General features: G+C 71.9%; 23 protein-coding genes and 1 pseudogene. 6 read left to right on the top strand and 18 right to left on the bottom strand.

What is annotated here, in order from left to right; translation table 11 throughout:
* Window positions 1-11 precede the first annotated feature (11 nt).
* The gene (locus tag RQG84_RS08380) at window positions 12-1,091 is read right to left on the bottom strand and encodes an alpha/beta hydrolase (protein WP_311209658.1); all 1,080 of its coding nucleotides are present in this window, start codon (window positions 1,089-1,091) and stop codon (window positions 12-14) included.
* 66 nt (window positions 1,092-1,157) lie between these two features.
* Entirely contained in the window at window positions 1,158-2,375 is a 1,218-nt protein-coding gene (locus tag RQG84_RS08375; protein ID WP_311209657.1) for an Nramp family divalent metal transporter, read from the bottom strand.
* Window positions 2,376-2,457: 82 nt separating this feature from the next.
* Here RQG84_RS08375 and RQG84_RS08370 point away from each other — a divergent pair, with 82 nt between their 5' ends.
* Both RQG84_RS08370 and RQG84_RS08365 read left to right on the top strand, forming a co-directional pair.
* The gene (locus RQG84_RS08370; protein WP_311209656.1) at window positions 2,458-3,249 is read left to right on the top strand and encodes a M15 family metallopeptidase; all 792 of its coding nucleotides are present in this window, start codon (window positions 2,458-2,460) and stop codon (window positions 3,247-3,249) included.
* 86 nt (window positions 3,250-3,335) lie between these two features.
* Window positions 3,336-4,406: a carboxypeptidase-like regulatory domain-containing protein gene (locus RQG84_RS08365; RefSeq protein ID WP_311209655.1), complete on the top strand. Its 1,071-nt coding sequence runs from the start codon at window positions 3,336-3,338 to the stop codon at window positions 4,404-4,406.
* Window positions 4,407-4,424: 18 nt separating this feature from the next.
* Here RQG84_RS08365 and RQG84_RS08360 read toward each other — a convergent pair whose 3' ends face one another.
* From RQG84_RS08360 to purS, 5 genes are all read right to left on the bottom strand, one after another.
* Window positions 4,425-5,831, bottom strand: a complete 1,407-nt coding sequence (locus RQG84_RS08360; RefSeq protein WP_311209654.1) for a DEAD/DEAH box helicase — start codon at window positions 5,829-5,831, stop codon at window positions 4,425-4,427.
* 1,085 nt (window positions 5,832-6,916) lie between these two features.
* Window positions 6,917-7,468, bottom strand: coding sequence for an NYN domain-containing protein (locus tag RQG84_RS08355; protein WP_055969442.1), 552 nt, complete (start codon window positions 7,466-7,468; stop codon window positions 6,917-6,919).
* Between the two features lie 36 nt (window positions 7,469-7,504).
* A complete protein-coding gene (locus tag RQG84_RS08350; RefSeq protein ID WP_311209653.1) occupies window positions 7,505-7,723 on the bottom strand; it encodes an SCO4848 family membrane protein in 219 nt (72 codons plus the stop codon).
* Window positions 7,720-8,391 carry a phosphoribosylformylglycinamidine synthase subunit PurQ gene (gene purQ / locus RQG84_RS08345; RefSeq protein WP_311209652.1) on the bottom strand — a complete coding sequence of 224 codons (672 nt, stop codon included), beginning with the start codon at window positions 8,389-8,391 and terminating at the stop codon, window positions 7,720-7,722. The genes RQG84_RS08350 and purQ overlap by 4 nt, the downstream gene beginning before the upstream one ends.
* Window positions 8,392-8,416: 25 nt before the next feature.
* Window positions 8,417-8,659: a phosphoribosylformylglycinamidine synthase subunit PurS gene (gene purS / locus RQG84_RS08340; protein WP_055969451.1), complete on the bottom strand. Its 243-nt coding sequence runs from the start codon at window positions 8,657-8,659 to the stop codon at window positions 8,417-8,419.
* 74 nt (window positions 8,660-8,733) lie between these two features.
* On the opposite strand from purS, the gene RQG84_RS08335 reads away from it, so the two are divergent.
* Together RQG84_RS08335 and RQG84_RS08330 are read left to right on the top strand one after the other, a co-directional pair.
* Window positions 8,734-9,591 (top strand): NAD(P)-dependent oxidoreductase, encoded by an 858-nt coding sequence (locus RQG84_RS08335; RefSeq protein ID WP_311209651.1) that lies wholly within the window; start codon window positions 8,734-8,736, stop codon window positions 9,589-9,591.
* Window positions 9,592-9,601: 10 nt separating this feature from the next.
* On the top strand, window positions 9,602-10,324 hold the full coding sequence (locus RQG84_RS08330; RefSeq protein WP_311209650.1) for a CPBP family intramembrane glutamic endopeptidase: 723 nt from the start codon (window positions 9,602-9,604) through the stop codon (window positions 10,322-10,324).
* A gap of 72 nt (window positions 10,325-10,396) precedes the next feature.
* Here the strand turns inward: RQG84_RS08330 and RQG84_RS08325 are convergent, their stop codons facing one another.
* The 5 genes and pseudogenes from RQG84_RS08325 to RQG84_RS08305 form a co-directional block, all read right to left on the bottom strand.
* The gene (locus RQG84_RS08325; RefSeq protein ID WP_311209649.1) at window positions 10,397-11,965 is read right to left on the bottom strand and encodes a long-chain fatty acid--CoA ligase; all 1,569 of its coding nucleotides are present in this window, start codon (window positions 11,963-11,965) and stop codon (window positions 10,397-10,399) included.
* 116 nt (window positions 11,966-12,081) lie between these two features.
* Window positions 12,082-12,930: pseudogene (locus tag RQG84_RS08320) on the bottom strand (phosphoribosylaminoimidazolesuccinocarboxamide synthase); the annotation flags it as partial.
* A gap of 693 nt (window positions 12,931-13,623) precedes the next feature.
* On the bottom strand, window positions 13,624-15,054 hold the full coding sequence (gene purB / locus RQG84_RS08315) for an adenylosuccinate lyase (protein WP_311209648.1): 1,431 nt from the start codon (window positions 15,052-15,054) through the stop codon (window positions 13,624-13,626).
* Between the two features lie 66 nt (window positions 15,055-15,120).
* Window positions 15,121-16,380, bottom strand: a complete 1,260-nt coding sequence (gene purD / locus RQG84_RS08310; protein ID WP_311209647.1) for a phosphoribosylamine--glycine ligase — start codon at window positions 16,378-16,380, stop codon at window positions 15,121-15,123.
* Window positions 16,377-17,672 (bottom strand): adenylosuccinate synthase, encoded by a 1,296-nt coding sequence (locus RQG84_RS08305; RefSeq protein ID WP_056552695.1) that lies wholly within the window; start codon window positions 17,670-17,672, stop codon window positions 16,377-16,379. The genes purD and RQG84_RS08305 overlap by 4 nt, the downstream gene beginning before the upstream one ends.
* A gap of 209 nt (window positions 17,673-17,881) precedes the next feature.
* Between RQG84_RS08305 and RQG84_RS08300 the strand changes: the two genes are divergently transcribed.
* A complete protein-coding gene (locus RQG84_RS08300; protein ID WP_311209646.1) occupies window positions 17,882-18,796 on the top strand; it encodes a YegS/Rv2252/BmrU family lipid kinase in 915 nt (304 codons plus the stop codon).
* A gap of 31 nt (window positions 18,797-18,827) precedes the next feature.
* Here the strand turns inward: RQG84_RS08300 and RQG84_RS08295 are convergent, their stop codons facing one another.
* The 6 genes from RQG84_RS08295 to RQG84_RS08270 all read right to left on the bottom strand — a co-directional run bounded on the left by RQG84_RS08295 (window position 18,828) and on the right by RQG84_RS08270 (window position 24,239).
* Entirely contained in the window at window positions 18,828-19,232 is a 405-nt protein-coding gene (locus RQG84_RS08295; RefSeq protein ID WP_311209645.1) for a DUF3151 domain-containing protein, read from the bottom strand.
* A 481-nt stretch (window positions 19,233-19,713) separates the two neighbouring features.
* The gene (gene fbaA / locus RQG84_RS08290; RefSeq protein WP_311209644.1) at window positions 19,714-20,733 is read right to left on the bottom strand and encodes a class II fructose-bisphosphate aldolase; all 1,020 of its coding nucleotides are present in this window, start codon (window positions 20,731-20,733) and stop codon (window positions 19,714-19,716) included.
* Window positions 20,734-20,784: 51 nt separating this feature from the next.
* A complete protein-coding gene (locus tag RQG84_RS08285; RefSeq protein ID WP_311209643.1) occupies window positions 20,785-22,161 on the bottom strand; it encodes an FAD-dependent oxidoreductase in 1,377 nt (458 codons plus the stop codon).
* A 55-nt stretch (window positions 22,162-22,216) separates the two neighbouring features.
* Window positions 22,217-22,867, bottom strand: coding sequence for a TrmH family RNA methyltransferase (locus RQG84_RS08280; protein WP_311209719.1), 651 nt, complete (start codon window positions 22,865-22,867; stop codon window positions 22,217-22,219).
* Window positions 22,868-22,875: 8 nt separating this feature from the next.
* Window positions 22,876-23,517: an orotate phosphoribosyltransferase gene (gene pyrE / locus RQG84_RS08275; protein ID WP_311209642.1), complete on the bottom strand. Its 642-nt coding sequence runs from the start codon at window positions 23,515-23,517 to the stop codon at window positions 22,876-22,878.
* Window positions 23,518-23,531: 14 nt separating this feature from the next.
* A complete protein-coding gene (locus RQG84_RS08270; RefSeq protein ID WP_311209641.1) occupies window positions 23,532-24,239 on the bottom strand; it encodes a class E sortase in 708 nt (235 codons plus the stop codon).
* Window positions 24,240-24,483: 244 nt separating this feature from the next.
* On the opposite strand from RQG84_RS08270, the gene RQG84_RS08265 reads away from it, so the two are divergent.
* Window positions 24,484-25,647, top strand: a complete 1,164-nt coding sequence (locus RQG84_RS08265; protein WP_311209640.1) for a pyridoxal phosphate-dependent aminotransferase — start codon at window positions 24,484-24,486, stop codon at window positions 25,645-25,647.
* Window positions 25,648-25,726 lie beyond the last annotated feature (79 nt).

Here is a 25,726-nt window from a genome sequence, read left to right as displayed (position 1 = left end):
CGAAGGCGGTGTCAGTCGGTGTCGTGCCGGGCGTAGAAGCCCTCCATGGCGGGCCACGACGTCCGACGTGCGGCTCGTCCGGTGAGCACGCCCAGATGACCCCCGGGCGCCTGGACGAGCTGCACGTCGGGCGATCCCGTGAGCAGGTCCACGAGGTGGCTGACGGCCCCGGTCGGCGCGAGCGTGTCGCCCAGCCCGGCCACCACGAGGACGGGGACGTCGATCCGGGCCAGCTCGATCGAGCGTCCGCCCAGCTCCACGACCCCGGTCGCGAGCGCGTTGCTGCGCACCACCACGTGGTACAGCTGCCCGAACGTGCGGCCCGGGTAGGCGTACATGTTGTCGGTGAACCGGTCCACCGCCTCGAGCTGGGCGAGGAAGTCGCGGTCGTCGGCGTGCGTGAGCATCGAGATCGGCTTCGTCAGGTACTTGTCGATCGCCGAGATCTGGAACCCCAGACGGGTCAGGGGCGCCGGGACCCCGCCGAGCGTGCGGTACGCGGCGCTCACCAGACCGCTCGCGACCGCGTTGACCGGACGCGTGATCGCGATCAGCGGCACCTGGGTCAGGTCGAAGGGCGAGGCGACCGCGGTGGCCGACGCGAGCGGCAGGGACGGGTCGGACGCGGCCGTGAAGATGGTGAAGATCCCACCCAGCGACCACCCCGCCAGGTGCACCGGCCGGTCGCCTGCGTCGGCGTGGACGTGGCGGACCGCCTGCGGGATCACGGTGTGCACCCAGTGCTCGATGCCGAGCTCGCGGTGCTCGAAGCTGACCGGTCCGTAGTCGACCAGGTACACGGGACGTCCCTGCTGCACGAAGTACTCCACCACGCTGCACCCGCGACGCAGGTCGAAGGCCAGCGCCGGCGCCGCGAGGGGCGGGACGAAAAGCAGCGGCTCGCCGTGCTGCTCGAGGCCCGGGTACGGGTCGTAGCGGAAGAGGCTGGCGTGCTCCGTCACCTTGATGAGCGTGCGCGGGGTCGGCCGCAGGTCGGCGATGCGACGTCCCTGCGCCTTGTCCCGCAGGTTCACCGCCGCCCCTGCGAGGTCACGGGGCACGCGGACGCGCGGGACGAGCGGGAGGGACATGACTCGCGATGATGCCAGAGGCCGCCCTCCCCCGCCGGGGAACGCCCCGGGGGGCCGCGGAGCGGATCACGTGAAGGTGAGCACCAGGAGGGAGAGGTTGAGCGCGATCACGACGGCCGCCACGGCGCACGCCGCCACCGTGGTGCCCACCCGGTTCACGTGCTCGCCCATCACGGCCCTGCTCGCGGTGAGGCGCACGAGGGGCACGAGCGCGAACGGGATGCCCAACGACAGCACCACCTGCGACACGACCAGGGCACGGCTGGGGTCGATGCCGAGCACGAGCACGACCAGGGCCGGGATCACCGTCACCACCCGCCGCAGCAGCAGCGGCACGCGGATCCCGAGCAGACCCTGCATGACCTCCGCGCCCGCGGCCGCCCCCACGGCCGTCGAGGCGAGGCCGGACCCGAGCAGGGCCACCGCGAACAGCAGCGCCACCCCCGCCCCGAGCTCCGACGTGACGAGCGCGTGCACCCCCGTGAGGGTGTCGGTGCCCGGCAGACCCTGCAGACCGGCCGCGGCGACGAGCAGCAGCGACAGGTTGAGGACACCGGCGAGCAGCAGCGCGAGCACGACGTCGGTCCGCGTGGCGCGCAGCAGCCCGGCCACCGACACCTCGCGGCCCCGTGCGCCGAGCCGGCCCGACGTGAGCCCCGAGTGCAGGTAGATGACGTGAGGCATCACCGTGGCGCCGATGATGCCCGACGCGAGCAGCACGCTCTCGGCGCCCGCGAACGTCGGCACGAGGCCACCGGCCACCTCCGAGGCGGCCGGTGGGTTGACGACGAGGCCGGCCACGAACCCGACGGCGATCATCGCGAGGAACCCGAGGATCGTGCGCTCGAGCGCACCCTGCCCGCGGGCGTCGCCGACCCTCAGCACGAGCAACGAGACCCCTGCCGTGAGCACGGCGCCGACCACGAGCGGCAGGTCGAACAGCAGGTTCAGCGCGATCGCGCCCCCCACCACCTCGGCGAGGTCCGTGGCGATCGCGATCGCCTCGGCCTGCACCCAGTACGCCAGGCGTGGGCCGCGTCGCAGCCGTCGCCCGACGTGGGTCGCGAGCGACGCCTGCGTCACCAGCCCCAGCTTCGCCGAGAGGTACTGCACCAGCACGGCCATGACGTTCGCGAGCACCACCACCCACACCAGCGTGTAGCCGAACTGGGCCCCCGCGGTGACGTTGGTGGCCACGTTGCCCGGGTCGACGTAGGCCACCGCGGCCACGAAGGCCGGCCCGAGCAGGACGATGCGGCCGCGCAGGGTCGACACCGTCAGCATGGCCGCAGCGTAGCCACCGCACGCGCGGCTCGCGCGCGAGGACCGACCCCGGCGGAGGCGATCCCGCACTACCGTGGGCGGGGTGTCGCGACCTTCGCACCGCTCCCCCGGCGTCCTGGCCGTCCTCGTCCTGACCGTCGTCGTGCTGGCGACGTCCGTGCTGGTCGGCTGCTCCGAGCCGGACCGAGCGGACGACGCGCCTGCCACGCGCACGCCGACGCCGACGAGCGCGCCCGCGGAGACCGAGACCGCGCCGACGCCTACCCCGACCCCTACGGCGCCGACGGTCGGCGAGGTCTCCGACGCGCGCTGGGCGGCGATGGTCCGCACCGGGGCCTGGCGGCCCGGGTGCCCCGTCGACCGTGACGACCTGCGCGAGCTGGAGGTCACCTACGTCGACTTCGAGGGCGTGGATCGCCGAGGGGTGCTGGTGGCGAACCGCGACGTCGTCGGGAGCCTCGGGCGCATCTTCGTCACGCTGCACGAGCGCGGCTTCCCGATCGAGCGCATGGACCCGGTCGAGGCCTTCGACGGTGACACGTTGAAGAGCCTGCAGGCCAACAACACGTCCGCGTACAACTGCCGCCGCCCGGACCAGATCAACGCGCCGGTGCTGCAGTCGCCGCACGCGAACGGCCGCGCGATCGACATCAACCCCGACCTCAACCCCTGGATGGACCTGCGCTGCCGCTGCTGGTCACCGCGCGCCACCCACGCCGAGCGGACACCGGCCCCCGGGAAGATCCTGGCCGACGACGCGACCGTCCGGCTCTTCGAGGACGAGGGCTGGATCTGGCAGAACATCGACGTCGCCGACTACATGCACTTCGACACCGGCTACCCGTCGAAGGCCTGGACGAGCCCCCGCGACTGACCCCGATCCCGGCCCGGCCCGGCCGGGGACAACTTTTCGGCGCCGCGCAGCATCTAGTGGACGACACCCACACCATCGGAGGAACCATGAAGCACTCCCTCAGGACAGGTCGCCGCATCGTGACGCTGGTCGTCGCCGGTCTATCCTGCACGCTGGCCACCGTCGGTGCGATCACCGTGCCGGCGTCCGACGCAGCCACCACCACCACCACCGTCAAGGGCGGCGTCTACGCCGCCGGGGAACGACAGGCAGGTGTGAAGGTCCGGCTCATGCTGCTCGACCCCGACTCCGGCGACAGCTACGACACCATCGCCACCACCACGACCGACGCCAGGGGCGCGTTCACCATGTCGCCCCGGTCGGTCGTGTCCGGAGGTCGCTACGAGCTCTGGTACGACGATCCCGACCGTGACATCGTGTCGGGCTGGCGCGCCATCGCCGTCAAGCGCGGCACCACCACCAGCAAGGCCATCACGGCCCGTGTGGGCTCGACGATCACGGGATGGCTCGCCTACCCGGACGGCACGTCGCCGAGCTCGGCACGCGTGTACCTCGAGGGACTCGTCGCCGACTCCGACTTCCCGACGCGCGGACCGCTGGCCGACGACCGAAAGGTCTACCCCGTCGAGACGGCTGTGCGGCCGGGTGGTTCGTTCCGCTTCAAGGGCCTGCCGCGCGGCGAGTACCACCTGGTGTACGAGGACGCGTCCGACCGTTTCCTGAGCCTGTGCCACGACGGCGACCTCGCGAAGGCCGGCGGGAGCCCGACGTTCGCGCGCGATACATGTCCGGAGACCGAGGGCATCTCTGTGGGAATCGGTGAGGCGGCCACGATCCCGGTCCGCACCTTCGAAGCCCGTTCGTCGCGGATCTCCGGACGGGTGACGAACTCGGCGAGGACTCCGATCGAGGCGACCGTGACGGCATACCCCGAGAACGGCAGCTCACCGAGCTTCACGACCTACACCACGAAGGGCTCCTGGGCGGTGGACGACCTGCCCCCGGGCACCTGGCAGGTGAAGGTGATCCCCACCGAGCCGCGCTACGCGGCGCGCTGGTACCTGAACGGCGTGTACCGGCCCTCGTCGACCGTCATCCCCACCACGGCAGGGCAGGAGACGACCGGCAGGAACGTCGTGCTGCCGCTGCGCCGCTGATCGACGACCGGGTGGGGGTCAGGACGCGTTGCGGGCCTGTCCACCGCCGCTGCGGCGACGGTTGCCGCCGGGGCGGCCCTGTCCGGCAGAGCGACCCTGGCCGGCGGGGCGGCCCTGGCCACCGCCGCGCGGCGACCGGTTCTGGCCACCGCCACGGTTCTGTCCGCCTCGGCCCTGGCCACCACGACCGGATCCGGAACCCGCACGGTGTCCGGCTCCGCCCGACGTGCGCTCGGGCAGGACGCCGCTGGCGGCGAGCGCCTCGGGCGTCAGCGGCTTCGGTGCCGTGGCGGCATCGTGCTGGCGAGCGGTCACGCCGGCCTTGGCCTGCAGCTGGACGACGTCGCGCAGGTCCTCACGCGTGGTCATCGTGATGACCGTGCCGGCCTCACCCGCGCGGGCGGTACGACCGGAGCGGTGCGTGTACGCCTTGTGCTCGGCCGGCACGTCGTAGTGGACGACCAGCTTCACGTCGTCGACGTGGATGCCGCGGGCGGCGATGTCGGTCGCGACGATGACGTCGGCCGCACCCTTGCTGAAGCGGGCCAGGTTGCGCTCGCGCTTGGCCTGGTTGAGGTCGCCGTGCAGGTCGACCGCCTCGATGCCGGCGGTGGTGAGCTGACGCGCGAGGCGCGTGGCTCCGCGGCGGGTACGGGCGAACACGATGGTGCGGGGGTTGTCGGCGAGCAGCCGCGCCGCGGTGGCCAGCTTCTCGGTGCGCGAGCTGACCAGCACGTGGTGGTCCATGCGCATCTCGGTCTCCTGCGCGGACTCGATCTCGTGCAGGTCGTGCTGCGGGAGGTGACGACGCACCAGACGGTCGACGTCGCCGTCGAGGGTGGCCGACAGCAGCAGCCGCTGGCTGCCCTGGCGGGTCATGGCCACGAGGGCGTCGACCGGCTTGAAGAAGCCGAGGTCACAGAGGTGGTCGGCCTCGTCGAGCACCGTGATCTCGACGTGGTCGAGGGTGCACGCGCGGCGGTCGACGAGGTCGGCGAGGCGACCCGGGGTGGCGACCACGAGGTCGACGCCGTCGCGCAGCTGGTGGATCTGCTTGTTGATCGGGGTGCCGCCGAGCACGGTCATGATGCGCAGGTGCAGCGGTGCCGCCAGCGGCGCCAGGGCGCGCTGGACCTGGGTGGCCAGCTCACGCGTGGGCACCAGGATGAGGCCACGCGGCGCCTTCGGACGGCGGGTGCCGCCGGCCAGCTGGTCGAGCACGGGCAGGCCGAAGGACAGGGTCTTGCCCGATCCGGTGCGGGCCCGGCCGAGCACGTTGCGCCCGGCGAGCGCCGACGGAAGGACGGCCTGCTGGATCGGGGTGGGCTCGACGATGCCCTCACGGGCGAGCGCCTTGACGAGCGAGGAGGGGAGGCCGAGGTCGTTGAACGACGTCAGGGCAGGGGTGGGACGGGTGGACAGCACAGGGCTGCCAGAAGGCTGGTTCACAGAACTCTCAGACGTTGGGTGGCTCGAACCGCTCTGCGTCGGATGACGCGGCCTGTTCGAGCAAGGAGGGGGAGGCCCTCCGAACGTTCCGGGGCTCCCGTGGACCTCCAGCCTAGCAGCCGGGGACCCGCGGCCGGCGGTTCCGCTCCCGTGCCCTGCGTCACCCGGCCCGCTTCTCCGCGGTCGCCGAGCGTCGCCCTGCGGCTGCGTCGCTGTGGCTTCTAGGCGGGGCTGGCCTCCGAAAGGGCCTCGTCCGGAGCGGTGGGTCTTGGCTCGTTTGGGTCTGCCGGGCGGGGCTGGGTTCTCGCTCGTTGCTGCGTCGCTGTGGCTCCGAGTCGGGGCTGGCCTCCGAAAGGGCCTCGACCGGAGCGGTGGGTCCCGGCACGGCTGGGTCTGCGGGGCGCGGCCGGGTTGCCGCTCGATGCTGCGTCGTAGTGGCTTCGAGGCGGGTCGGTTTCCGAAAGGGCCTCGACCGGAGCAGGAGGTCTCGGGTCGGCTGGGTCTGCGGGGCGCGGCCACGATTCTTCATCTGTGCGTGATCCACGCACGATGCTTCCTTCGCGTGGACCGTGCCTCGCGAAGGGAGCATCGTGGCGACGAGATGAGGCTCTTGCGGGCAGTGATTCTCCTTCTGCGTGGAACGGTCCACGAGAAGGGAGAATCCCTGCCCACCCGCCGCGTACCGAAGCCCCGCTGGACGCAGGATTCTGCCTTCGCGCGCGGAAGCCCGAACGATGCTGCGTTGGTGACGGGATCCCGTAGCGAACGCAGCATCCTTCGCCCCCTCACGCACGAACGCAGAACCTTGCGTCCCCCCGAGCCACGCTCCGAGAGCCCGACCGACCCGGGACCCATCCGCCGGTCGAGGCCCTTTCGGAGACCGACCCGCCTCGCAGCCACAGCGACGCAGCCGCAGGTCGAAGCCCCACCCGCGGAAGCGCAGCCGCAGGGGAAGACCCACCCGCGGGAGCGCAGCAGCGAGCGAAGCCCCACCCCGAGCAACGCAGCCGCAGAACAAAGCCCAGCCGAGCGACTCAGCAGCAGCGAGGACCGCCAGCTGCCTACAGGAACTGAGCCGGGTCGAACTCGTCGATCGGCACCACGCGGATGCGCGGGAGCTCCTCGTTGAAGGCGTGCACGTCGTACTCGAGGTCGTGGAACTCGAGCCCGCGCTCGATGAGCGGGACGAAGGCGCTGCTGCGCATCTCGCGGAACGCGAGCAGACCGACCTTGCGGGTGCCCACGAGTGCGCCGAGCTGCGGGACGAAGTCGCCGTCGTTGCTCGCGAGCATGACGTCGGCGTCGCGCCGGGCCAGCTCCTCGAGGGTGCGCTGGATGGCGATGTCGACGACCTTCTGGTCGGGCGTGCCCGACAGCAGGACGGGCCGGTAGTCCATGGCGGTGAGCGCCTGCACGAACGACATGGGCACGTCGCCGTTCGCGGCGATGAAGAACAGGCCCTGCGCGGGCTGGTCCCACGTGGACTCGGCGAACGCGAGCACCCGGTCCCACCGAGGCCGCTCGTGGGGGTGGGGGCGACGGCCGAAGATCGACTGACCGAGGGTCGCGTCGATGTTCTCCCCGTCGACGAGCACGTAGGTGCGGCGTTCCATGCCACCCACCCTAGTCATGACGGCGCCGCGCGCCGGTCAGAGCAGGGTCAGCAGCCCGAGCACGCCCACGGCGACGCCGAGCGCGAGCGAGACACCGATCAGCACCGCGTGCACGCGGAAGAACGCCGTGGGCCGACCCTGCTCGTCGCGGGCGCGGGCGTCCTTCGTCACCCGACGCCAGAACTGCGGCCAGATGAACAGGTTCCAGGCTGCCGTGACGAGCAGGACCACGGACCAGCCGACGGGCAGGCTCATGCGCTGGTGAGCGCCTTGACGGCCGACGTGAAGAAGCCGAGGCCGTCGGTGCCGGGGCCACAAAGGTCCTCGACGGCGTGCTCGGGGTGCGGCATGAGCCCCACGACGTTGCCGCGCTCGTTGGTGATGCCCGCGATGTCGCGCAACGACCCGTTCGGGTTGGTGCCGACGTAGCGGAAGACCACCTGGCCCTCCCCCTCGAGCCGGTCGAGCGTGGCCTGGTCGGCCACGAAGCCACCCTCACCGTTCTTGAGCGGGATGGTGATGTGCTGGCCGGCCGCGTAGTCAGTGGTCCACGCGGTGTCGGCGTTCTCGACCGACAGGACCTGGTCGCGGCAGATGAAGGTGCGGTGGTCGTTGCGGATGAGCGCGCCGGGCAGCAGGTGCGACTCGCAGAGGATCTGGAAGCCGTTGCAGATGCCGAGGACGGGCATGCCGCCCTGGGCCGCCGCCACGACCTCGGTCATCACCGGGGCGAACCGGGCGATGGCGCCGCAGCGCAGGTAGTCACCGTAGGAGAAGCCGCCGGGCAGGATGACCGCGTCGACGCCCTGGAGGTCGTGGTCGCCGTGCCACAGCGCGACCGGGTCACCGCCGGCCAGACGCACGGCGCGGCGTGCGTCGACGTCGTCGAGCGACCCGGGGAACGTGACGATGCCGATCTTCATGGCGTGCTCCTCATGGGTGGGACCCTCAGCCCTCGACGCGGACGGTGAAGTCCTCGATGACCGGGTTGGAAAGCAGCGTCCCGGCGATCTTCTCGACCTCGGCCAGCGTGGGCTCGTCGGCCGCATCGACCTCGAGCTCGAAGCGCTTGCCCTGGCGGACGTCGGTGACACCCTCGAAACCGAGCCGCGGAAGGGCGCCGTGGACGGCCTTGCCCTGCGGGTCGAGGATCTCGGGCTTGGGCATGACGTCGACGATGATGCGGGCCATGTGGGCATCCTATCGGCGTCCTGGCCCGACGCTCTCACTCGGCACCACCGCGCTGTCCGACGTACGGTCGGGACATGCGCGTGAGTGTGATCGGGCTCGGTGCCATGGGCGCCGGGATGGCCGCGTCGGTCCTGCGAGCCGGCTTCGCGACGACCGTCTGGAACCGGAGCCCGGAGAAGTCCGAGCCGTTGCGGGACCAGGGTGCCGAGGTGGCCGCGACCGCTGCCGAGGCGGTCGCCGACGCCGACGTGGTCGTGGTCTCCCTGTTCGACGAGGCATCCGTGCAGGAGGTGCTGGAGCAGGCCCTGGCGGGGTCTGCTCCCTCCGCCGTGTGGCTGCAGACCGCGACCGTGGGTCCCGAGGGCGCGCGTCGGCTGCACGACCTCGCCGAGCGGCACGACCGGGTGCTCGTCGACGCCCCGGTCCTCGGGACGAAGAAGCCCGCCGCCGACGGCGCACTGACCGTGCTCGCCTCCGGACCCGAGGAGGCGCTCGCGACGGCGCGTCCCGTGCTCGATGCCATCGGGTCGCGCACGCTCGTCGTCGGCGACTCCGCGGGGCAGGCCAGTGCCCTCAAGCTGGCCTGCAACTCCTGGGTCGCCTCGCTCACCGCCGCCGCTGCGCAGGCGCTGACGCTGGCACGGGTCCAGGGCGTCGACCCCGGCCTCTTCCTGGAGGCGATCGAGGGCACGGCCGTGGACACCCCCTACGCCCATGTGAAGGGTCGCGCGATCCTCGCCGACGACCTCACGCCGTCCTTCGCGGTCGACGGCGTCGTGAAGGACCTCTCGCTCATGCTCGACGCCGGTGCGGACGGCATGGACACGTCGCTCCTGGCGTCCGTGCGCGACCGCTTCGTCGCGGCCTCCGACGCCGGGCACGGTGCCGACGACATGGCAGCGGTCGTCGCCGGCTTCGAGCCTCGCGGCTGAGCCCGCCGTGATGCGCAGCTACCCGGGCCGACGCTGGGTCGACCGCTCCCTGCGGGAGGTCGTGTCCCGCGACCACCGCATGTCGCCCGCGGCGTTCCGGCGGCGCCAGTGGGTGACCGCCGGTGTCGTGGTGCTCGGCGCCGTCGTGCTCGGCATCTCGTTGCGCGTCGAGCCTGGCAGCCCGTGGTTCTACCCGCTCACGTTCGGGCTCGCCGCGGTCTGGACCATCGGTGCCTTCGCGTCCGGTCGGCTTCACCTGGGGCACATCGTCACCGACGACCCCGACGACGAGGACGGCCTCGTCCGCCCCGTGGTGCAGCCCATCGCCCTCGGTCTGGCGCTCGCGGGCGTGTTCGTCGTGGGCGCTCTCGTCGTGCGGGACATCCCGCTGCTGTCCGACCAGGTCGAGAAGGTGCTGGGGTTCGCGACCGAGGGCACGCTGCCGCTGCTGGTCGTCGTCACCGCCGTCAACGGCGTGGCGGAGGAGCTGTTCTTCCGCGGCGCCGCGTACGCCGCCATCCCTCGACACCCGGTCGTCTGGACGACCGTGGCCTACACCGTCGCGACCCTCGCCACGGGCAACGTGATGCTCGCGTTCGCCGCGATCCTGCTCGGCGTGGTCGTGGGGCTGCAGCGCCGCGTGTCGGGAGGCATCCTCGCGCCGGTCCTCACGCACTGCACGTGGTCGCTCACCATGCTGCTCGCCCTCCCCCCGATCTTCGGGCTGCGCTAGCGAGGGACGAGCGAACGGCCGGGCCCGGGCCTCCCCGGACCCGGCCGTCGCACATCATCGGTCGAGCTGGGCTCAGATCTCGCGCTTGAGGATCTTGCCGGTCGCGGTCATCGGCAGCTCGTCGCGGAACTCCACGATGCGCGGGTACTTGTAGGCCGCGAACTGCTCCTTGCCCCACGCCACGAGGTCGGCCTCGGAGACGTCGTCGTGATCCTTCTCCTTGACGACCACGGCCTTGATCTCCTCGCCGTGCGACTCGTGGGGAACGCCGATGACGGCGACCAGCGAGACGGCAGGGTGCGAGATCAGCACCTCCTCGAGCTCACGCGGGTACACGTTGAAGCCACCGCGGATGATCATGTCCTTGCTGCGGTCGACGATGTAGTAGAAGCCGTCGGCGTCCTTGCGCGCGAGGTCGCCCGAGCGGAACCAACCGTCGTGGATGGCCTCCTCGGTGGCCTCGGGACGGTCGTAGTAGCCCTTCATGACGTTGTGGCCCTTGATGGCGATCTCGCCCACCGCGGACTTGCCGTCCTCCTGGACGTCGTCGGACACGTCGTTCCACTCGTCGTCGATGAGCTTCATCTCCACGCCGGGGATCGGCACGCCGATGGAGCCGACGCGCGGCTCCTCGCCGTAGCGGGCGAACGACGCGACGGGCGACGTCTCCGACAGGCCGTAGCCCTCGAGGATCGTCACCCCGAAGCGCTCGGAGAACTGGCGGTGGATGTCGACCGGCAGCGCCGAGCCGCCGGCTGCGGCGACTCGCAGGTTCTTCGCGATGGTCGCCACGTCGACGCTGTCGTCGAGCGCGCCCAGCAGGCCCCAGTACATGGTGGGGACACCGGCGAAGTAGGTGACCTGCTCCTTGAGCATGAGCCCGAGCGCCGCCTGCGCCTCGAAGCGCGGGAGCATGACCACGGTGCCGCCGAACGCCACCGCACCGTTCTGGATGCAGGTCTGCCCGAAGGAGTGGAACAGCGGCAGCACGCACAGGTAGGTGTCGGGGTTGGACTCGTCGGCGCCGAACAGGTCGGTGCCGGCCAGCGCGTTGTCGCGCATGTTGCGGTGCCGCAGCTCTGCGCCCTTGGGCTGGCCCGTGGTGCCCGACGTGTAGAGGATGACCGCGGTGTCGTCGTCGTCACGCTCGACCGTCTCGAACGTGGGCGGCTGCTGCGCCACGAGCGGGGCGTAGAACTCGGGCGCCTCCATGGGCTCCGGGGCGGCGGAGTCGAGCTTGATGAGGAAGAAGTCCTTGCAGCCGTCGACCGCCTGGAAGCCCTCCCACGCGGCCTCGCCGATCGGCAGGTCCGGCGTGCCCTCGAACGCGAAGTAGGCCACCGCGTCGGAGTCGTCGAGGTGGTAGGCGACCTCACGACCGCGCAGCAGCACGTTCAGCGGCACGACGGTGGCGCCTGCCTTGAGGATGCCGAAGTAGATGATCGTGAAGTACGGAAGGTTCGGGCACGAGAGCGCCACCTTGTCGCCCGGCTGGACGCCCCGCGACACGAGCAGGTTCGCCACCTGGTTGGCCGCCCCGTTCACCTGCGCGTAGTTCAGGCGGGTGTCGCCGAAGACGATCGCCGTCCGGTCGGCGTACTTCTCGGTGGTGGTCTCCAGCAGGGCGGCGAGATTGGCCACGACGGCTCCTCGGGTCAGGGGGTGTGTGCGACGTCACCCACAGTACCCAGCGCTCGGATACCGCGAGTACGCGACTCCCACCGGGAACGCGCCTGGACCGACCGTCAGAAGCGGGAGCCGGTGAGCTGCTCGTACGCCTGCACGTAGCGCTCGCGGGTCCGCTCCACGACCTCGGCCGGCAGCGTCGGGGGCGGCGTGTCGCTCGCCCGGTCCCAGCCCGACTCGGTGGTGAGCCAGTCGCGCACGAACTGCTTGTCGAACGACGACTGGGCGCGGCCCGGCTGGTAGGTCTCGGCCGGCCAGAAGCGCGACGAGTCGGGCGTGAGGACCTCGTCGGCGAGCACGATGGTGCCGTCGGGCCGGGCCCCGAACTCGAGCTTGGTGTCGGCCAGGATGATGCCGCGGGTACGGGCCACCCGCTCGGCCCGGGCGTACACGGCGAGCGTCAGGTCGCGCAGCCGCTCGGCCACCTCCGACCCCACGAGGTCGACGACGGTCTCGAAGTCGATGTTCTCGTCGTGGTCGCCCAGCTCGGCCTTCGAGGCGGGCGTGAAGATGGGCTCCGGGAGGCGCGACCCGTCGACCAGACCGTCCGGGAGCGGCACGCCGCACACCTGGCCGGTGGCCTGGTAGTCGGCGAGGCCGGAGCCGGTCAGGTAGCCGCGGACCACGCACTCGACCGGGTACATGTCGAGCTTCTCGACGACGAGCGCGCGACCACGCACCCGCTCGGGCACCTGGGTGGAGACCACGTGGTGCGGCACGATGTCGGCCAGCTGGTCGAACCACCACAGCGACATGCGGGTGAGGATCTCGCCCTTGTCGGGGATGCCGGGGCTCAGCACGAAGTCGTACGCCGAGATCCGGTCCGACGCCACCATGAGCAGGTGGCCCGACTCGAGCTCGTAGAGGTCGCGGACCTTGCCGGAGTGCAGGTGCAGGGCACCGGGGACGTCGAGAGGCACGGCGACAGCCTAGGAGGTCCCGGCTCGCTCCCCCGGCACGGGCCGCGTGATCTCACCCAGCGGCTACGTCGGCCGGGTGGTGTCGCGTTGCTGTTGCACTGAGCTCGGGGGTCCAGCCCGCTGCTGCGCTGCCTCGGCTCGCAGTGGCGTCGGGCTCCGAAAGGCCTCGACCGCGCAGCTCGCGCCGGACGCGGCCTGGGTCATTGGGCTGTGGCGGGCGCTGGGGTGGACGCAGGATTCTGCGTTGGTGCGCTGGAGGTCGAACGCTTCTACGTTCGTGTCGGGATCCCGTCGCGAACGCAGAATCCTTGGCCCGCCGCCCTCGTCATCGGTGGATCCTCAACCTCTGCGGGGCCTCTGCGGTTGAGGATCCACCGATGGCACGCACGAACGAAGAATCCTGCGCCGCTCACGCGCAAAGGAAGAATCGTGCGTCACCCCCAGCACCAGACCGGACCCGAGACTCCGGACCAGCACCCACCCAGATCCCCGGTCGAGGCCCTCTCGGAGGCCGTACCCGGCGAGTGCCGAAGCGTCGCAGCAGCACGCTCATGCCCCCCGCAGCCAGAGCAGCAGCAAACCCACGACCTCCGCCTGCAGTGCACCAGCGAGGCGCGTCGACCCGGGGCCGACGCACCAGAACGGCGGGGCCGACCTAGCGGTCGCCGCGCAACGACGGATCCGGGCCCGCGGTCAGAGGATGGCGCCCGGCGCGTACGCAGCGGCCTCGGGGTCGGCGGCCACGAGACCGTCGACCTGCGCGACGACGGCGGCCACCTGGGCCGTGGCCGCACCGGTGAACTCCAGCGGCGCGGCGACGAGCATCGCGAGGTCGGGCTGGGTGAGCGCCAGGCGCTCGTCGGCGGCCAGGCGGTCGAAGAGCTCGTTGCGGGCCGCGCCCTTCTCGCGCATCTCGAGGGCGACGCCCACGGCGTGCTCCTTGATGACCTCGTGGGCGACCTCGCGGCCGACACCGGCCCGCACCGCCGCCATGAGCACCTTCGTCGTCGCGAGGAACGGCAGGTAGCGGTCGAGCTCGCGCTGGACGACGGCCGGGAAGACGCCGAACTCGTCGAGCACCGTCAGGAACGTCTCGAACAGGCCGTCGGCGGCGTAGAACGCGTCGGGCAGCGCCACCCGGCGGACCACCGAGCACGACACGTCGCCCTCGTTCCACTGGTCACCGGCCAGCTCGCCCACCATCGAGACGTACCCGCGGACGATGACGGCCAGGCCGTTGACGCGCTCGCAGGAGCGGGTGTTCATCTTGTGCGGCATGGCGCTCGAGCCCACCTGGCCGGGCTTGAAGCCCTCCGTGACCAGCTCGTTGCCCGCCATCAGGCGGATCGTGGTGGCCAGGTTGGAGGGGGCCGCCACGAGCTGGGCCAGCGACGTCACCACGTCGTAGTCGAGCGAGCGCGGGTACACCTGGCCGACGCTGGTGAGCACGCGGTCGAAGCCGAGGTGGGCGGCGATCCGTCCCTCGAGGTCGGCGAGCGCCTGCTGGTCCCCACCGAGGAGGTCGAGCTGGTCCTGGGCGGTGCCGACCGGGCCCTTGATGCCCCGCAGCGGGTACCGGGCCTGCAGGTCGTCGAGCCGGCCCACGCCGGTGAGCAGCTCGTCGGCCGCGGTGGCGAAGCGCTTGCCGAGCGTGGTGGCCTGCGCGGCGACGTTGTGGCTGCGCCCGGCCATGACCAGCTCTGCGTGCTCGGCCGCGAGCCGCCCCAGGCGGGCCAGGGCCGCCACGGCGCGCGAGCGCAGGACCTGCAGCGAGGCACGCACCTGGAGCTGCTCGACGTTCTCGGTGAGGTCGCGCGACGTCATGCCCTTGTGGATGTGCTCGCTGCCGGCCAGCGCGGCGAACTCCTCGATGCGGGCCTTCACGTCGTGGCGGGTGACCTTCTCGCGCTCGGCGATCGACGCGAGGTCGACCTGGTCGACCACGGCCTCGTACGCCTCGATCACGCCGTCGGGCGTCTCGACCCCTAGGTCGCGCTGCGCCTTCAGCACCGCGATCCACAGCTGCCGCTCGAGCACGATCTTGTGCTCGGGCGACCAGATGCGGGCGATCTCGGGCGAGGCGTAGCGGTGGGCCAGAACGTTGGGCGTCGTCACGGACGCCATCCTCCCACCGCGGCCTCCCGCGGCTCACCACGGTCCCGGAGCCCGGCCAGGAGGCCGGGCCGACCGTCAGACCTCGATCTCGCCCCGCTGGGCGGCGAGGGCGATGTCGGAGCGGAACTGGGCGCCCTCGAAGGAGATCGCGTCGACCCCGGCGTAGGCCCGGTCGCGGGCGTGCTCGAGGTTCTCGCCCACTCCGGTGACCGACAGCACGCGACCGCCGGCGGTGACCAACCGGCCGTCCTCGTCGAGCGCGGTTCCCGCGTGGATCACGTCGACACCATCGATGACGTCGGCCGCCCCGACGCCCAGGATCACGTCGCCCGAGCTCGAGGTGGCGGGGTAGCCGGCGGAGGCCATGACCACCGTGACGGCGGTGCCGTCGTGCCAGGACGGCAGGCCGACGGAGGCGAGCTCTCCGGTGGCGGCACCGTGCAGCAGCGACGACAGCGGCGTGCGCAGCAGCGCGAGGATGGCCTGGGTCTCGGGGTCGCCGAAGCGCGCGTTGAACTCCACGACCCGCACGCCGCGCGAGGTGAGCGCCAGCCCCGCGTAGAGCAGACCCTGGAACGGCGTGCCACGACGAGCCATCTCCTGGACCGTGGGCACGAGCACGCGGCGGGAGACCTCGGCCACGAGGTCCTCGGGCGTCCAGTCGAGCGGCGTGTAGGCGCCCATGCCGCCGGTGTTCGGGCCGGCGTCGCCCTCGAGGGCGCGCTTGAAGTCCTGGGCAGGGAGCAGCGGCAGCACCGTCTCCCCGTCGGTGATGGCGAAGAGCGAGACCTCCGGGCCGTCGAGGAACTCCTCGATGACCACGCGGTCGCACCCCGCCGCGTGGGCGATGGCGGCCTGGCGGTCCTCGGTGACGACCACGCCCTTGCCTGCCGCGAGGGCGTCGTCCTTCACGACGTAGGGCGGGCCGAACGCGTCGAGCGCGGCCACGACCTCCTCGGGCGTCTCGCAGACGTGCGCCAGGGCGGTGGGCACCTCGGCGGCGGCCATGACCTGCTTGGCGAAGGCCTTCGAGCCCTCCAGCTGCGCCGCGGCGCGCGACGGGCCGAAGCAGGCGATCCCGGCGTCGCGGACGGCGTCGGCGACCCCGGCCACCAGCGGAGCCTCGGGACCCACGACCACCAGGTCGGCACCCAGCGAGGTGGCCAGCGCCGCCACGGCCGCCCCGTCGAGCGGGTCGACGTCGTGCAGGCTCGCGACGTCGGCGATGCCCGGGTTCCCGGGGGCCGCGTGCACCTCGGTGACGCCCGGGTCACGGGACAGCGCGAGGGCGAGGGCGTGCTCGCGCCCGCCCGTGCCGATGACCAGCGTCCTCATGCCTCGTCCTCCAGGAGGTCGTGCAGCACCACGGTCTCCTCGCGGTCCGGGCCGACGCCGACGGCGGAGATGCGCGCCCCCGACATCGCCTCGACGGCGCGCACGTACCGCTGCGCCGCCTCGGGCAGGTCGTCCATGGTCCGGGCGCCGGAGATGTCCTCGGTCCAGCCGTCGAAGTACTCGTAGATCGGCTTGGCGTGGTGGAAGCCGGTCTGGGTCGTGGGCATCTCGTCCACCCGCTCGCCGTCGACGTCGTAGGCGACGCACACGGGGATGCGGTCCCACCCGGTGAGCACGTCGAGCTTCGTGAGCACGAAGTCGGTGACGCCGTTGATGCGTGCGGCGTAGCGCGCCACCGGGGCGTCGTACCAGCCGCAGCGTCGCGGACGGCCCGTCGTGGTGCCGAACTCGCCACCGTTGGTGCGCAGGCGCTCGCCGTCCTCGTCGAAGAGCTCGGTGGGGAAGGGACCCTCCCCCACGCGGGTGGCGTACGCCTTGACGATGCCGATGACGCGGGTGATCCGGGTGGGCGCGATGCCCGAGCCGGTGCACGCGCCGCCGGTGGTGGCCGACGAGGACGTGACGAAGGGGTACGTGCCGTGGTCGACGTCGAGCAGCGTGGCCTGGCCGGCCTCGAGCAGCACCGTCTCGCCGCGGTCCAGCGCCTCGTGCAGCACGAGCGCGGTGTCGGCGACCATGGGCCGCAGCCGCTCGGCGTGCACGAGCAGCTGGTCGACGATCTCGTCGACGCTCACCGCGCGACGGTTGTAGACCTTGGTGAGCATCTGGTTCTTCAGCTCGAGAGCGCCCTCGACCTTGGCGCGCAGGATCTTCTCGTCGAAGAGGTCCTGCACGCGCACGCCCAGCCGGTTCATCTTGTCGGCGTAGGTGGGGCCGATGCCACGCCCGGTGGTGCCGATCTTGCGGCTGCCGAGGAACCGCTCCGTCACCTTGTCGAGGGTGCGGTTGTAGTCGGCGATGAGGTGGGCGTTCGCGCTCACGCGCAGGGCGCTCGTGTCGATCCCACGCGCCTCGAGGGCGTCGATCTCCTCGAACAGGACGTCGAGGTCGATCACGACGCCGTTGCCGATGATCGGCGTGCACCCGGGCGACAGGATGCCGCTCGGCAGCAGGTGGAGGGCGTACTTCTCGTCGCCGATGACGACGGTGTGGCCGGCGTTGTTGCCGCCGTTGAACTTGACGACGTAGTCGACGCGGCTGCCGAGCAGGTCGGTGGCCTTGCCCTTGCCCTCGTCACCCCACTGGGCTCCGACGATGACGACTGCGGGCATGCGATGCACCCCTCGAGGTTCGTAGTGACGCTGTGACGCGAGAGAAGCCCCGACGGTGCGGGGCTCTGACTGCCGCATCGTATCGGGACGAGCGTCCCAGCCGCGAATGCCGAGGTGGTCGAGGCTGCGCCGCGCGCCGTCGGGGCATAGGCTCCGAGGGCGCCGGGAGGGGGCGTTTCGTACGACGACGCCAGCGCGGAGGGAGCGCCATGACCGGCACGGGACCCTGGGTCGCTGTGGTGAACGCCCAGGCGGGCAGCAGCGACGACCCGCGTCTCGAGGAGGCGCTCGAGACGCTGCGGGCCCACGTGACCCTCGAGGTGCGCCGCACCGAGGACTCCGACGACCTGCGGGACGCGGTGCGTGCGGCGCGCGGCGGCGTGGTCGTGGCGGTCGGAGGAGACGGCAGCATCCACGCCGTGGTCACCGCGATCGACGACCTCGACCAGTTCGACGACGTCGAGCTCGCGATCGTCCCCCTCGGGACCGGCAACGACTTCGTGCGCACGCTGGGCATCAGCGACGACCCGGTCGAGGCGGCTCGTCAGGCCCTCGACTCCGAGCCCCGGCTCGCCGACCTGATCCGCGACAACGACGACCGGCTCGTCGTGAACGCTGCGCACATCGGGCTGGGCGCGGAGGCCAACATCAAGGCGGAGCCGTGGAAGAAGGCCTTCGGGCCCGTCGGCTACGCCATGGGCGCCGTCATCACGGGCGTCGTCGGCAAGGGCATCCGCGCATCGGTGACCGTGGACGGGCAGCCCGTGCACTCGCCGCGTCGGCTCATCCAGGTGGCGGTGGGCAACGGCCGGTACGTGGGTGGCGGCGCCCCGCTGCTCCCGGAGGCCGACCCGTTCGACGGGTCGCTCGACGTCGCCGTGGTGTGGGCGCACGCCCGCTGGAAGCGCCTCGCCTACGCGTGGCGACTGCGGCGCGGTCGGCACCCGATGCGCGACGACGTCGTGTACCTGAAGGTGCACGAGGTGACGGTGACCGGCGAGTCGACGCCGGCGAACCTGGACGGCGAGATCGCCTCGCCGAGCACGCGGCACGCGTGGAGGGTCGAGCCAGGCCGCCTGCGCCTGCGCGCCCCTGCAGGCGCGCCCCCGGACCTCCCGGACTGACGCGTACCCGCCCCCTCGACGGTCCGAGGGCTCAGCGCACGAGCTCGGCGTACGCCTCCGGGCTCGACTCGTGGAGGAACTCGCGGCAGCGATGCGCCTCGGCGTCGTCGCCGAGCCGCTCGGACCCGGTGGCGAGCACCGCGAGCGAGCGGAGGAAGCCCTGGTTGGGCTCGTGCGACCACGGCACCGGTCCGTGACCCTTCCAGCCGTTGCGCCGCAGCGCATCGAGCGAGCGGTGGTAGGCCGTGCGCGCGAAGGCGTAGCCCTCCAGGTCGCGTCCGTCGTCGAGCGCGTCCTGCGCCAGCAGGGCCCAGGCGAGGACCGAGTCCGGCGTCGTCGAGGCCACGGCCTGCGGCGACGCGCCGGTCGCCAGCTCCGCGGCCCCGGGGTCGGCGGGCAGGAACGTCTCGGGCGGCTCGCCCAGCAGGTTCGTCATGGTGTCGACCCTACGCACCGGGGTGTCGTGCATCCTCTCCCCACCCGTGGTCGGGGGTGCGCTGCTGAGGCTAGGTCTCGCGGCGGCCTCCGAAAGGGCCTCGACGGAGCAGGAGCGTCGGGCTCGGCCGAGCCTCCCGGCCCCCGATCCGCGTCTTGACGCCTTGACGTCGATCTCGCGGCCCGCAATCGACGCAATGGCGTCACAACGCTGGATTCGGACACTTCCGGGGCACTCGGACACCTCCCACCGCCCCGGAAGTGTCCGAAACGCGAGCCGCGGCCCGGGAACCCCGCCGGCACGCCGGGTCCGCCCCGGTCGAGGCCCTTTCGGAGAACGACCCGCTCCGAAGGCGCAGCGACGCAGCCCCGACCCCGAGCTCGACCGCCCCCCGGGCCCCCGATCCGCGTTGTGACGCCTTCACGTCGATCCGGAGGCGGGAAACCGACGCGAAGGCGTCAAACCGCCCGAGACCGTGACCTCAGAGGGACGTGCCGGCCGACCGCAGGTTCTGGCAGGCCTCGACCACGCGGGCGGCCATGCCGGCCTCGGCGGCCTTGCCCCAGGCGCGGGGGTCGTAGGCCTTCTTGTTGCCGACCTCGCCGTCGATCTTCAGCACGCCGTCGTAGTTGCTGAACATGTGGCCGACCACCGGGCGGGTGAAGGCGTACTGGGTGTCGGTGTCGACGTTCATCTTCACGACGCCGTAGTCGACCGCCGCCGAGATCTCCTCGGCGAGCGAGCCCGAACCGCCGTGGAAGACGAAGTCGAAGGGCGCGTCCTGGCCGTACTTGGTGCTCACGGCGTCCTGCGCGGCCTTGAGCACCTCGGGCCGCAGCTTCACGTTGCCGGGCTTGTAGACGCCGTGCACGTTGCCGAACGTGAGGGCCGTCAGGTAGCGGCCCTTCTCGCCCAGGCCCAGCGCCTCGGCGGTGGCCAGGGCATCCTCGGGCGTCGTGTAGAGCTTGTCGTTGATCTCGGCCTCGACGCCGTCCTCCTCGCCACCGACGACGCCGATCTCGACCTCGAGGATGATGTGGGCGGCGGCAGCCTTCTCGAGCAGCTCCTGCGCGATCACCAGGTTCTCGTCGAGCGGCACGGCCGAGCCGTCCCACATGTGCGACTGGAAGTACGGCAGCCCGCCGCCGGCGACCCGCTCGGCCGACGCGGCCAGCAGGGGCCGGACGAAGCCGTCGAGCTTGTCCTTGGGGCAGTGGTCGGTGTGCAGCGCGACGTTGACCGGGTACTTCTTGGCCACCTCCTGCGCGAAGGCGGCGAACGCCAGCGAGCCGGACACCATGTCCTTGACGGTGGGGCCGGAGAAGTACTCCGCGCCGCCGGTGGAGACCTGGATGATGCCGTCGGACCCCGCCTCGGCGAAGCCGGCGAGCGCGGCGTTCAGCGTCTGCGACGACGAGACGTTGATCGCCGGGTACGCGAACGACTCGGCCTTGGCCTTGTCGAGCATCGCGGCGTAGATCTCGGGAGTGGCGACGGGCATGGAGGTCTCCTGGAGGTCGGCTGGTCGACCGGACGAGCGGTCACGTCAACCCTACTGGTCCAGGCGCTTCACGAGAGCCCGGGCGAGCACCTGCACCGGGCTCCACACCGACGAGAACGGCGGGGCGTACGACAGGTCGGTCATGACCAGCTCGTCGACGGACATCTGCGACCACAGCGCCATGGCCGCGACGTCGATCCTGGCGCCCGCGCCGCGCCCGCCCGCGACCTGCACGCCGAGCAGCCGCCGCGTCCCACGCTCGGCGAGCCCCCACAACGTCATGGGCTCCGCACCCGGGTAGTAGCCGGCGACGGTGGTGGACTCGATCGAGGCGCTCACGACGTCGAGCCCGGCGTCGTCGGCCTGGGCGCGGCCGAGTCCTGCCCGCGCGATCTCGAGGTCGCAGAACTTGGTGATGGCGGTCTGCACCGCGCCGGGGAAGACCCGCCCCGACCAGTCGGCGCCGAGCGAGGCCGCCAGGGACTCCCCCGCCACCATGCCCTGCTTGTTGGCGTGGGTCCCGAGCGGCAGGTGGATCGGTGTCCGCGTGAGGCGGTCGAGGGTGACCACGCAGTCACCCGCGGCCCAGACGTCGGCCAGGACCGACCCGTCCGGACGGAGCACCCGCTGCTGCTCGTCGGTGACGATGCCGTCCTTCGGGCCGGTGGCAGCGGTCGTGAGCAGGTCGCCACGCGGCGCGACCCCGAAGGCCGCGACGACCAGGTCGGCCGGGTAGTCGTCCTCGTCGGTGCGCACGGAGGTGACGGCGCCGTCCTCTCCCACGCCGAAGCCGGTGACCGCGGCACCGGTGACCACCTGGGCACCCTTCTCGCGCATGGCGTCGGCGACGAGCTCACCGATCTCGTCCTCGACGATCGGCAGCGGGGTGCTCTCGCGCTCGACCACAGTGACCTCGAGCCCCTGGGCCAGGCACGCCTCGGCCATCTCGATGCCGATGTAGCCGCTGCCGACGACCGCCACCCGGCGCGCGCCGGCGCGGATGCGGTCGAGCACCTGCTGGCCGTCGACGAGGTCCTTGACGGTCTGCACGTTGCCGGCGTCGATGCCCGGCAGGTCGGGCAGGATCGAACGCGCTCCGGTCGCGACGACGAGGCGGTCGTAGGTGACGACCTGCTCGCCGGCGAGGTCGCGGTAGGTCACGGTGTGCGCGTCGGTGTCGACCGCGGTCGCCTCGCTGCCGAGGCGCACGTCGATGCCCCGTTCGCGGTGCTCCTCGGGCGTCCTGGCCACGAGGGCGTCGGGGCCGTCGACCTCGCCCGCGACCCAGTACGGCACCCCGCAGGCGGAGTAGGAGGTGTGGTGCCCGCGCTCGAGCACCACCACCTCGACGTCGGGCACGAGACGGTTCAGGGCCGACGCGGCCGTCATGCCCGCCGCGTCACCACCGATGACGACGACGCGGCTCATGCTCCCGAGCCTAGGGCGACGCACCGACGCCCGCCCGCCCAGCCGGCCCGACCTGTCAGTCGGCGTGCTCGCGCACCCAGGCGTGCATGGCGATCGCGGCGGCGGCACCGGCGTTGATGGACCGGGTCGAGCCGAACTGGGCGATCGACAGGGTCGTCGCGCACGCCGCACGGGCCGCATGGCTCAGGCCCGGGCCCTCCTGGCCGAACAGCAGCACGCAGGAACGGGGCAGCGTGGTGGTCTCGAGCGGCACCGCGCCGGGCAGGTTGTCGATGCCGAGCAGCGGCAGGTCCTGCTCGTCGGCCCAGGCCGCCAGGGCCTCGACGTCGGCGTGGTGGTGGACGTGCAGGTAGCGGTCGGTGACCATCGCGCCGCGCCGGTTCCACCGGCGACGGCCGACGACGTGCACGGCCGCGACGTTGAACGCGTTGGCGGTGCGCACCACGGAGCCGATGTTGAAGTCGTGCTGCCAGTTCTCGACCGCCACGTGCAGCGGGTGCCGGCGCGTGTCCAGGTCGGCGACGATCGCCTCGACGCTCCAGTACCGGTAGTGATCGACGACGTTGCGCCGGTCCCCCTCGGCGAGGAGCGTCGGGTCGAGCCGGGGGTCGTCGGGCACGGGCCCCTCCCACGGGCCCACGCCCACCTCGACGCCATCACCCTCGACACCGTCACCCTCGGCCCCGCCCCTCGTGCCCGGGTCCAGCGAAGGGGTCACGCGCCGTACTGGTCGCGGTAGGCGCGTGCCGCGTCGAGGTGCTCGGCGTGGCGGGCGGACTCCTCGATGAACTCGATGACGTGGTCGAACGTCACGATCGCCTCCACCGGGACGCCGAGGTCGCGGCGGACCTCGTCGACGGCCGAGAGGTCGCCCGTGCCACGCTCCTGCCGGTCGACGGCCACGACGATGCCGGCCAGCTCGGCGCCGGCGTCCTCCACCAGCGGCACGACCTCACGGATCGCCTTGCCCGAGGTGATCACGTCGTCGACGAGCAGGACCCGCCCCTGAAGGGGTGCGCCGACGATCATCCCGCCCTCGCCGTGGCCCTTGGCCTCCTTGCGGTTGAAGCTCCACGGCACGTCGCGCCCGTGGTGCTCGGCCAGCTGCACCGCGGTGGCCGCGGCGATGGGGATGCCCTTGTAGGCGGGGCCCAGGAGCACGTCGAAGTCGGGCGCGCGCTCGGCGATCGCCGCGGCGTAGAAGCGGCCCAGCCCGGCGAGCCGTGCGCCGGTGTCGAAGCCGCCGGCGTTGAAGAAGTACGGCGACGTCCGGCCCGACTTCAGCGTGAAGGAGCCGAACCGGAGCACGTCGTGGCCGATCGCGAACTCCACGAAGGAGCGCTGGTAGTCCTGCATGGTCGCGGGGGCTCCTAGGCGCCGGGGAGCGGGATCTTCCGCTCGGGGTCGGACTTGTCGACGATCTTGACCAGGTCGCCGAAGACGACGTTGCGGTTGCGCGTGTGGAAGAGCTCCGCGCACGTGAGCATCGTGAGCACGTTGGCGGTCGGCGGCTCGCCTCGCATGTCGGGGTCCGGAACCTGCTGCAGCGGCCAGCCGACGGTGAAGTCGAGCGTGAGCGAGTCACCGTCGTTGCGCAGCTGGTAGGTGAACACCGCCGTGCGTGTCTCGACGTGGACGAGGTCGCCCTTCTTCAGCTTCAGGAAGTCGCGGAACGGCTCGCCGTGGGTGACGCGGTGGCCGGCGATCGCGAAGTTGCCGAGCTCGCCCGGCAGCGCCGCCTTCTCGTACATGCCGACGCCCTTGGACAGCGACTCCTGGTCGAAGCCCTTGACGATGGGGACCTCGTACTCCGTGCCGAAGCGCGGCACGCGCAGGAGCCCGATGTTCTTCCCGTCGGTGCCGTTCTTCCAGTCGTCGGAGATGATCTGGCGGACCTCGGCCTGCTGCTGCTTGGCCACGACGTTGGTGCCCCAGTACTGCCAGGCGACATACCCGAGCACGCCGAGACCCGACAGGATCAGCACCACGCCGAGGAGCCGGACGAGGGAGAGTCGCCGCCGCCGCGGAGCACGACGTCCGCCCCCGGCGGGCGGGGAGGGCGCGGTCGCGGTGGTCATGAGGCCGATTCTCTCACCCTCGTCCAGGCGGCCACCCCGCATCGACTGTGACCCACATCTCATCGGTCGCGCGGCGTTCCGGCGCGAATTCGCCCAGCGCTGACCCACCGGGCCACTAGAGTCAGGACCGCTGCCCCGCCGTTTCACCCCCCGAGAACGGCGGGGCAGTGCTGTGTCCGGGCTCGGGACGCCCGCGTCCAGGTCGACCACCGGGGCGGGTTCGCGGTGCGTAGAGTCGCCAGGGATGAGGACGCAGAGCAGCCGGATCGACGGACTGGGCACCACGATCTTCGCGCGAATGAGTGCCCTCGCCGCCTCGACCGGTGCCGTGAACCTCGGCCAGGGGTTCCCCGACACCGACGGCCCCGACGCGGTGGTCGACGCCGCCGTGGCCGCGCTCCGCGGGGGCGCCAACCAGTACGCACCCGGTCCTGGCGTGCCCGACCTCCGGCTCGCCGTGGCCGAGCACCAACGTCGCTGGTACGGCCTCGAGGTCGACCCCGAGACCGAGGTCGCGGTCACGACCGGCGCCACCGAGGCCATCGCGGCCGCGGTGCTCGGCATCGTCGAGGCCGGCGACGAGGTGATCGTGCTGGAGCCCTACTACGACTCCTACGTCGCGGTGCTGCAGATGGCCGGTGCCGTCCGCCGCCCCGTCACGCTGCGCGCACCGGACTTCCGTCTCCCCGTCGACGAGCTGCGCGCCGCCGTGACGCCGCGCACCACCGCGATCCTGCTCAACACCCCGCACAACCCCACCGGCACGGTGCTCACGCCCGACGAGCTGGCCGCCGTGGCCCAGGTGGCCCGCGACCACGACCTCGTGGTGATCAGCGACGAGGTGTACGAGCACCTGACCTTCGACGTGACCCACGTGCCGATCGCCACGCTGCCCGGCATGCGTGAGCGCACGCTCACCATCTCCAGCGGCGGCAAGACCTTCTCGTTCACGGGGTGGAAGGTCGGCTGGGCCACCGGCCCCGAGCCGCTGGTGCGGTCGCTCCTGGGGGCCAAGCAGTTCCTCACCTTCACGTCGGGCGCACCGCTGCAGCCGGCCATCGCCGCCGCGCTGCGCCTGGACGACGACTACTTCGCGTCCTTCACCGACGGCATGCGGGCCCGTCGCGACCAGCTGTGCGCCGGGCTGGCCGACGTCGGCTTCGACGTCGTGGTGCCCGACGGGACCTACTTCGCGACCACCGACATCCGCCCTCTCGGCTTCGAGGACGGGCTCGAGTTCTGCCTCGCGCTGCCCGAGCGGGTCGGCGTCGTGGCCGTGCCGCACCAGGTGTTCCACGACCCCGACACCCCGCTCGAGGACAACCCCGGCCGGCCGCTCGTGAGGTGGGCGTTCTGCAAGCGGCCCGACGTCATCGACGAGGCCGTCCGACGTCTCGCGGCGCTGTGACGCGCTGCGTGGCCGCGAGTACATCGGACACGGACCGGCCAGGTGCGAGAGGATCGGTCACACGAGGGTCGAGCACACG

Origin of the sequence: Aeromicrobium sp. WCS2018Hpa-31 (assembly GCF_031843905.1) — a bacterium.
GTDB lineage: Bacteria > Actinomycetota > Actinomycetes > Propionibacteriales > Nocardioidaceae > Aeromicrobium.
This window is presented reverse-complemented; position numbering and strand designations above follow the sequence as displayed.

Bases quoted from the DNA above. Each gene is read 5' to 3' on its own strand.
- purS (WP_055969451.1), bottom strand. From the start codon at position 8,659: ATGGCCCGCATCATCGTCGACGTCATGCCCAAGCCCGAGATCCTCGAC.
- RQG84_RS08330 (WP_311209650.1), top strand. From the start codon at position 9,602: ATGCGCAGCTACCCGGGCCGACGCTGGGTCGACCGCTCCCTGCGGGAG.
- fbaA (WP_311209644.1), bottom strand. From the start codon at position 20,733: ATGCCCGTCGCCACTCCCGAGATCTACGCCGCGATGCTCGACAAGGCC.
- purQ (WP_311209652.1), bottom strand. From the start codon at position 8,391: ATGAAGATCGGCATCGTCACGTTCCCCGGGTCGCTCGACGACGTCGAC.
- RQG84_RS08265 (WP_311209640.1), top strand. From the start codon at position 24,484: ATGAGGACGCAGAGCAGCCGGATCGACGGACTGGGCACCACGATCTTC.
- pyrE (WP_311209642.1), bottom strand. From the start codon at position 23,517: ATGCAGGACTACCAGCGCTCCTTCGTGGAGTTCGCGATCGGCCACGAC.
- RQG84_RS08285 (WP_311209643.1), bottom strand. From the start codon at position 22,161: ATGAGCCGCGTCGTCGTCATCGGTGGTGACGCGGCGGGCATGACGGCC.
- RQG84_RS08375 (WP_311209657.1), bottom strand. From the start codon at position 2,375: ATGCTGACGGTGTCGACCCTGCGCGGCCGCATCGTCCTGCTCGGGCCG.
- RQG84_RS08305 (WP_056552695.1), bottom strand. From the start codon at position 17,672: ATGCCCGCAGTCGTCATCGTCGGAGCCCAGTGGGGTGACGAGGGCAAG.
- RQG84_RS08300 (WP_311209646.1), top strand. From the start codon at position 17,882: ATGACCGGCACGGGACCCTGGGTCGCTGTGGTGAACGCCCAGGCGGGC.
- RQG84_RS08335 (WP_311209651.1), top strand. From the start codon at position 8,734: ATGCGCGTGAGTGTGATCGGGCTCGGTGCCATGGGCGCCGGGATGGCC.
- purB (WP_311209648.1), bottom strand. From the start codon at position 15,054: ATGGCGTCCGTGACGACGCCCAACGTTCTGGCCCACCGCTACGCCTCG.
- RQG84_RS08365 (WP_311209655.1), top strand. From the start codon at position 3,336: ATGAAGCACTCCCTCAGGACAGGTCGCCGCATCGTGACGCTGGTCGTC.
- RQG84_RS08350 (WP_311209653.1), bottom strand. From the start codon at position 7,723: ATGAGCCTGCCCGTCGGCTGGTCCGTGGTCCTGCTCGTCACGGCAGCC.
- RQG84_RS08295 (WP_311209645.1), bottom strand. From the start codon at position 19,232: ATGACGAACCTGCTGGGCGAGCCGCCCGAGACGTTCCTGCCCGCCGAC.
- RQG84_RS08270 (WP_311209641.1), bottom strand. From the start codon at position 24,239: ATGACCACCGCGACCGCGCCCTCCCCGCCCGCCGGGGGCGGACGTCGT.
- purD (WP_311209647.1), bottom strand. From the start codon at position 16,380: ATGAGGACGCTGGTCATCGGCACGGGCGGGCGCGAGCACGCCCTCGCC.
- RQG84_RS08380 (WP_311209658.1), bottom strand. From the start codon at position 1,091: ATGTCCCTCCCGCTCGTCCCGCGCGTCCGCGTGCCCCGTGACCTCGCA.
- RQG84_RS08355 (WP_055969442.1), bottom strand. From the start codon at position 7,468: ATGGAACGCCGCACCTACGTGCTCGTCGACGGGGAGAACATCGACGCG.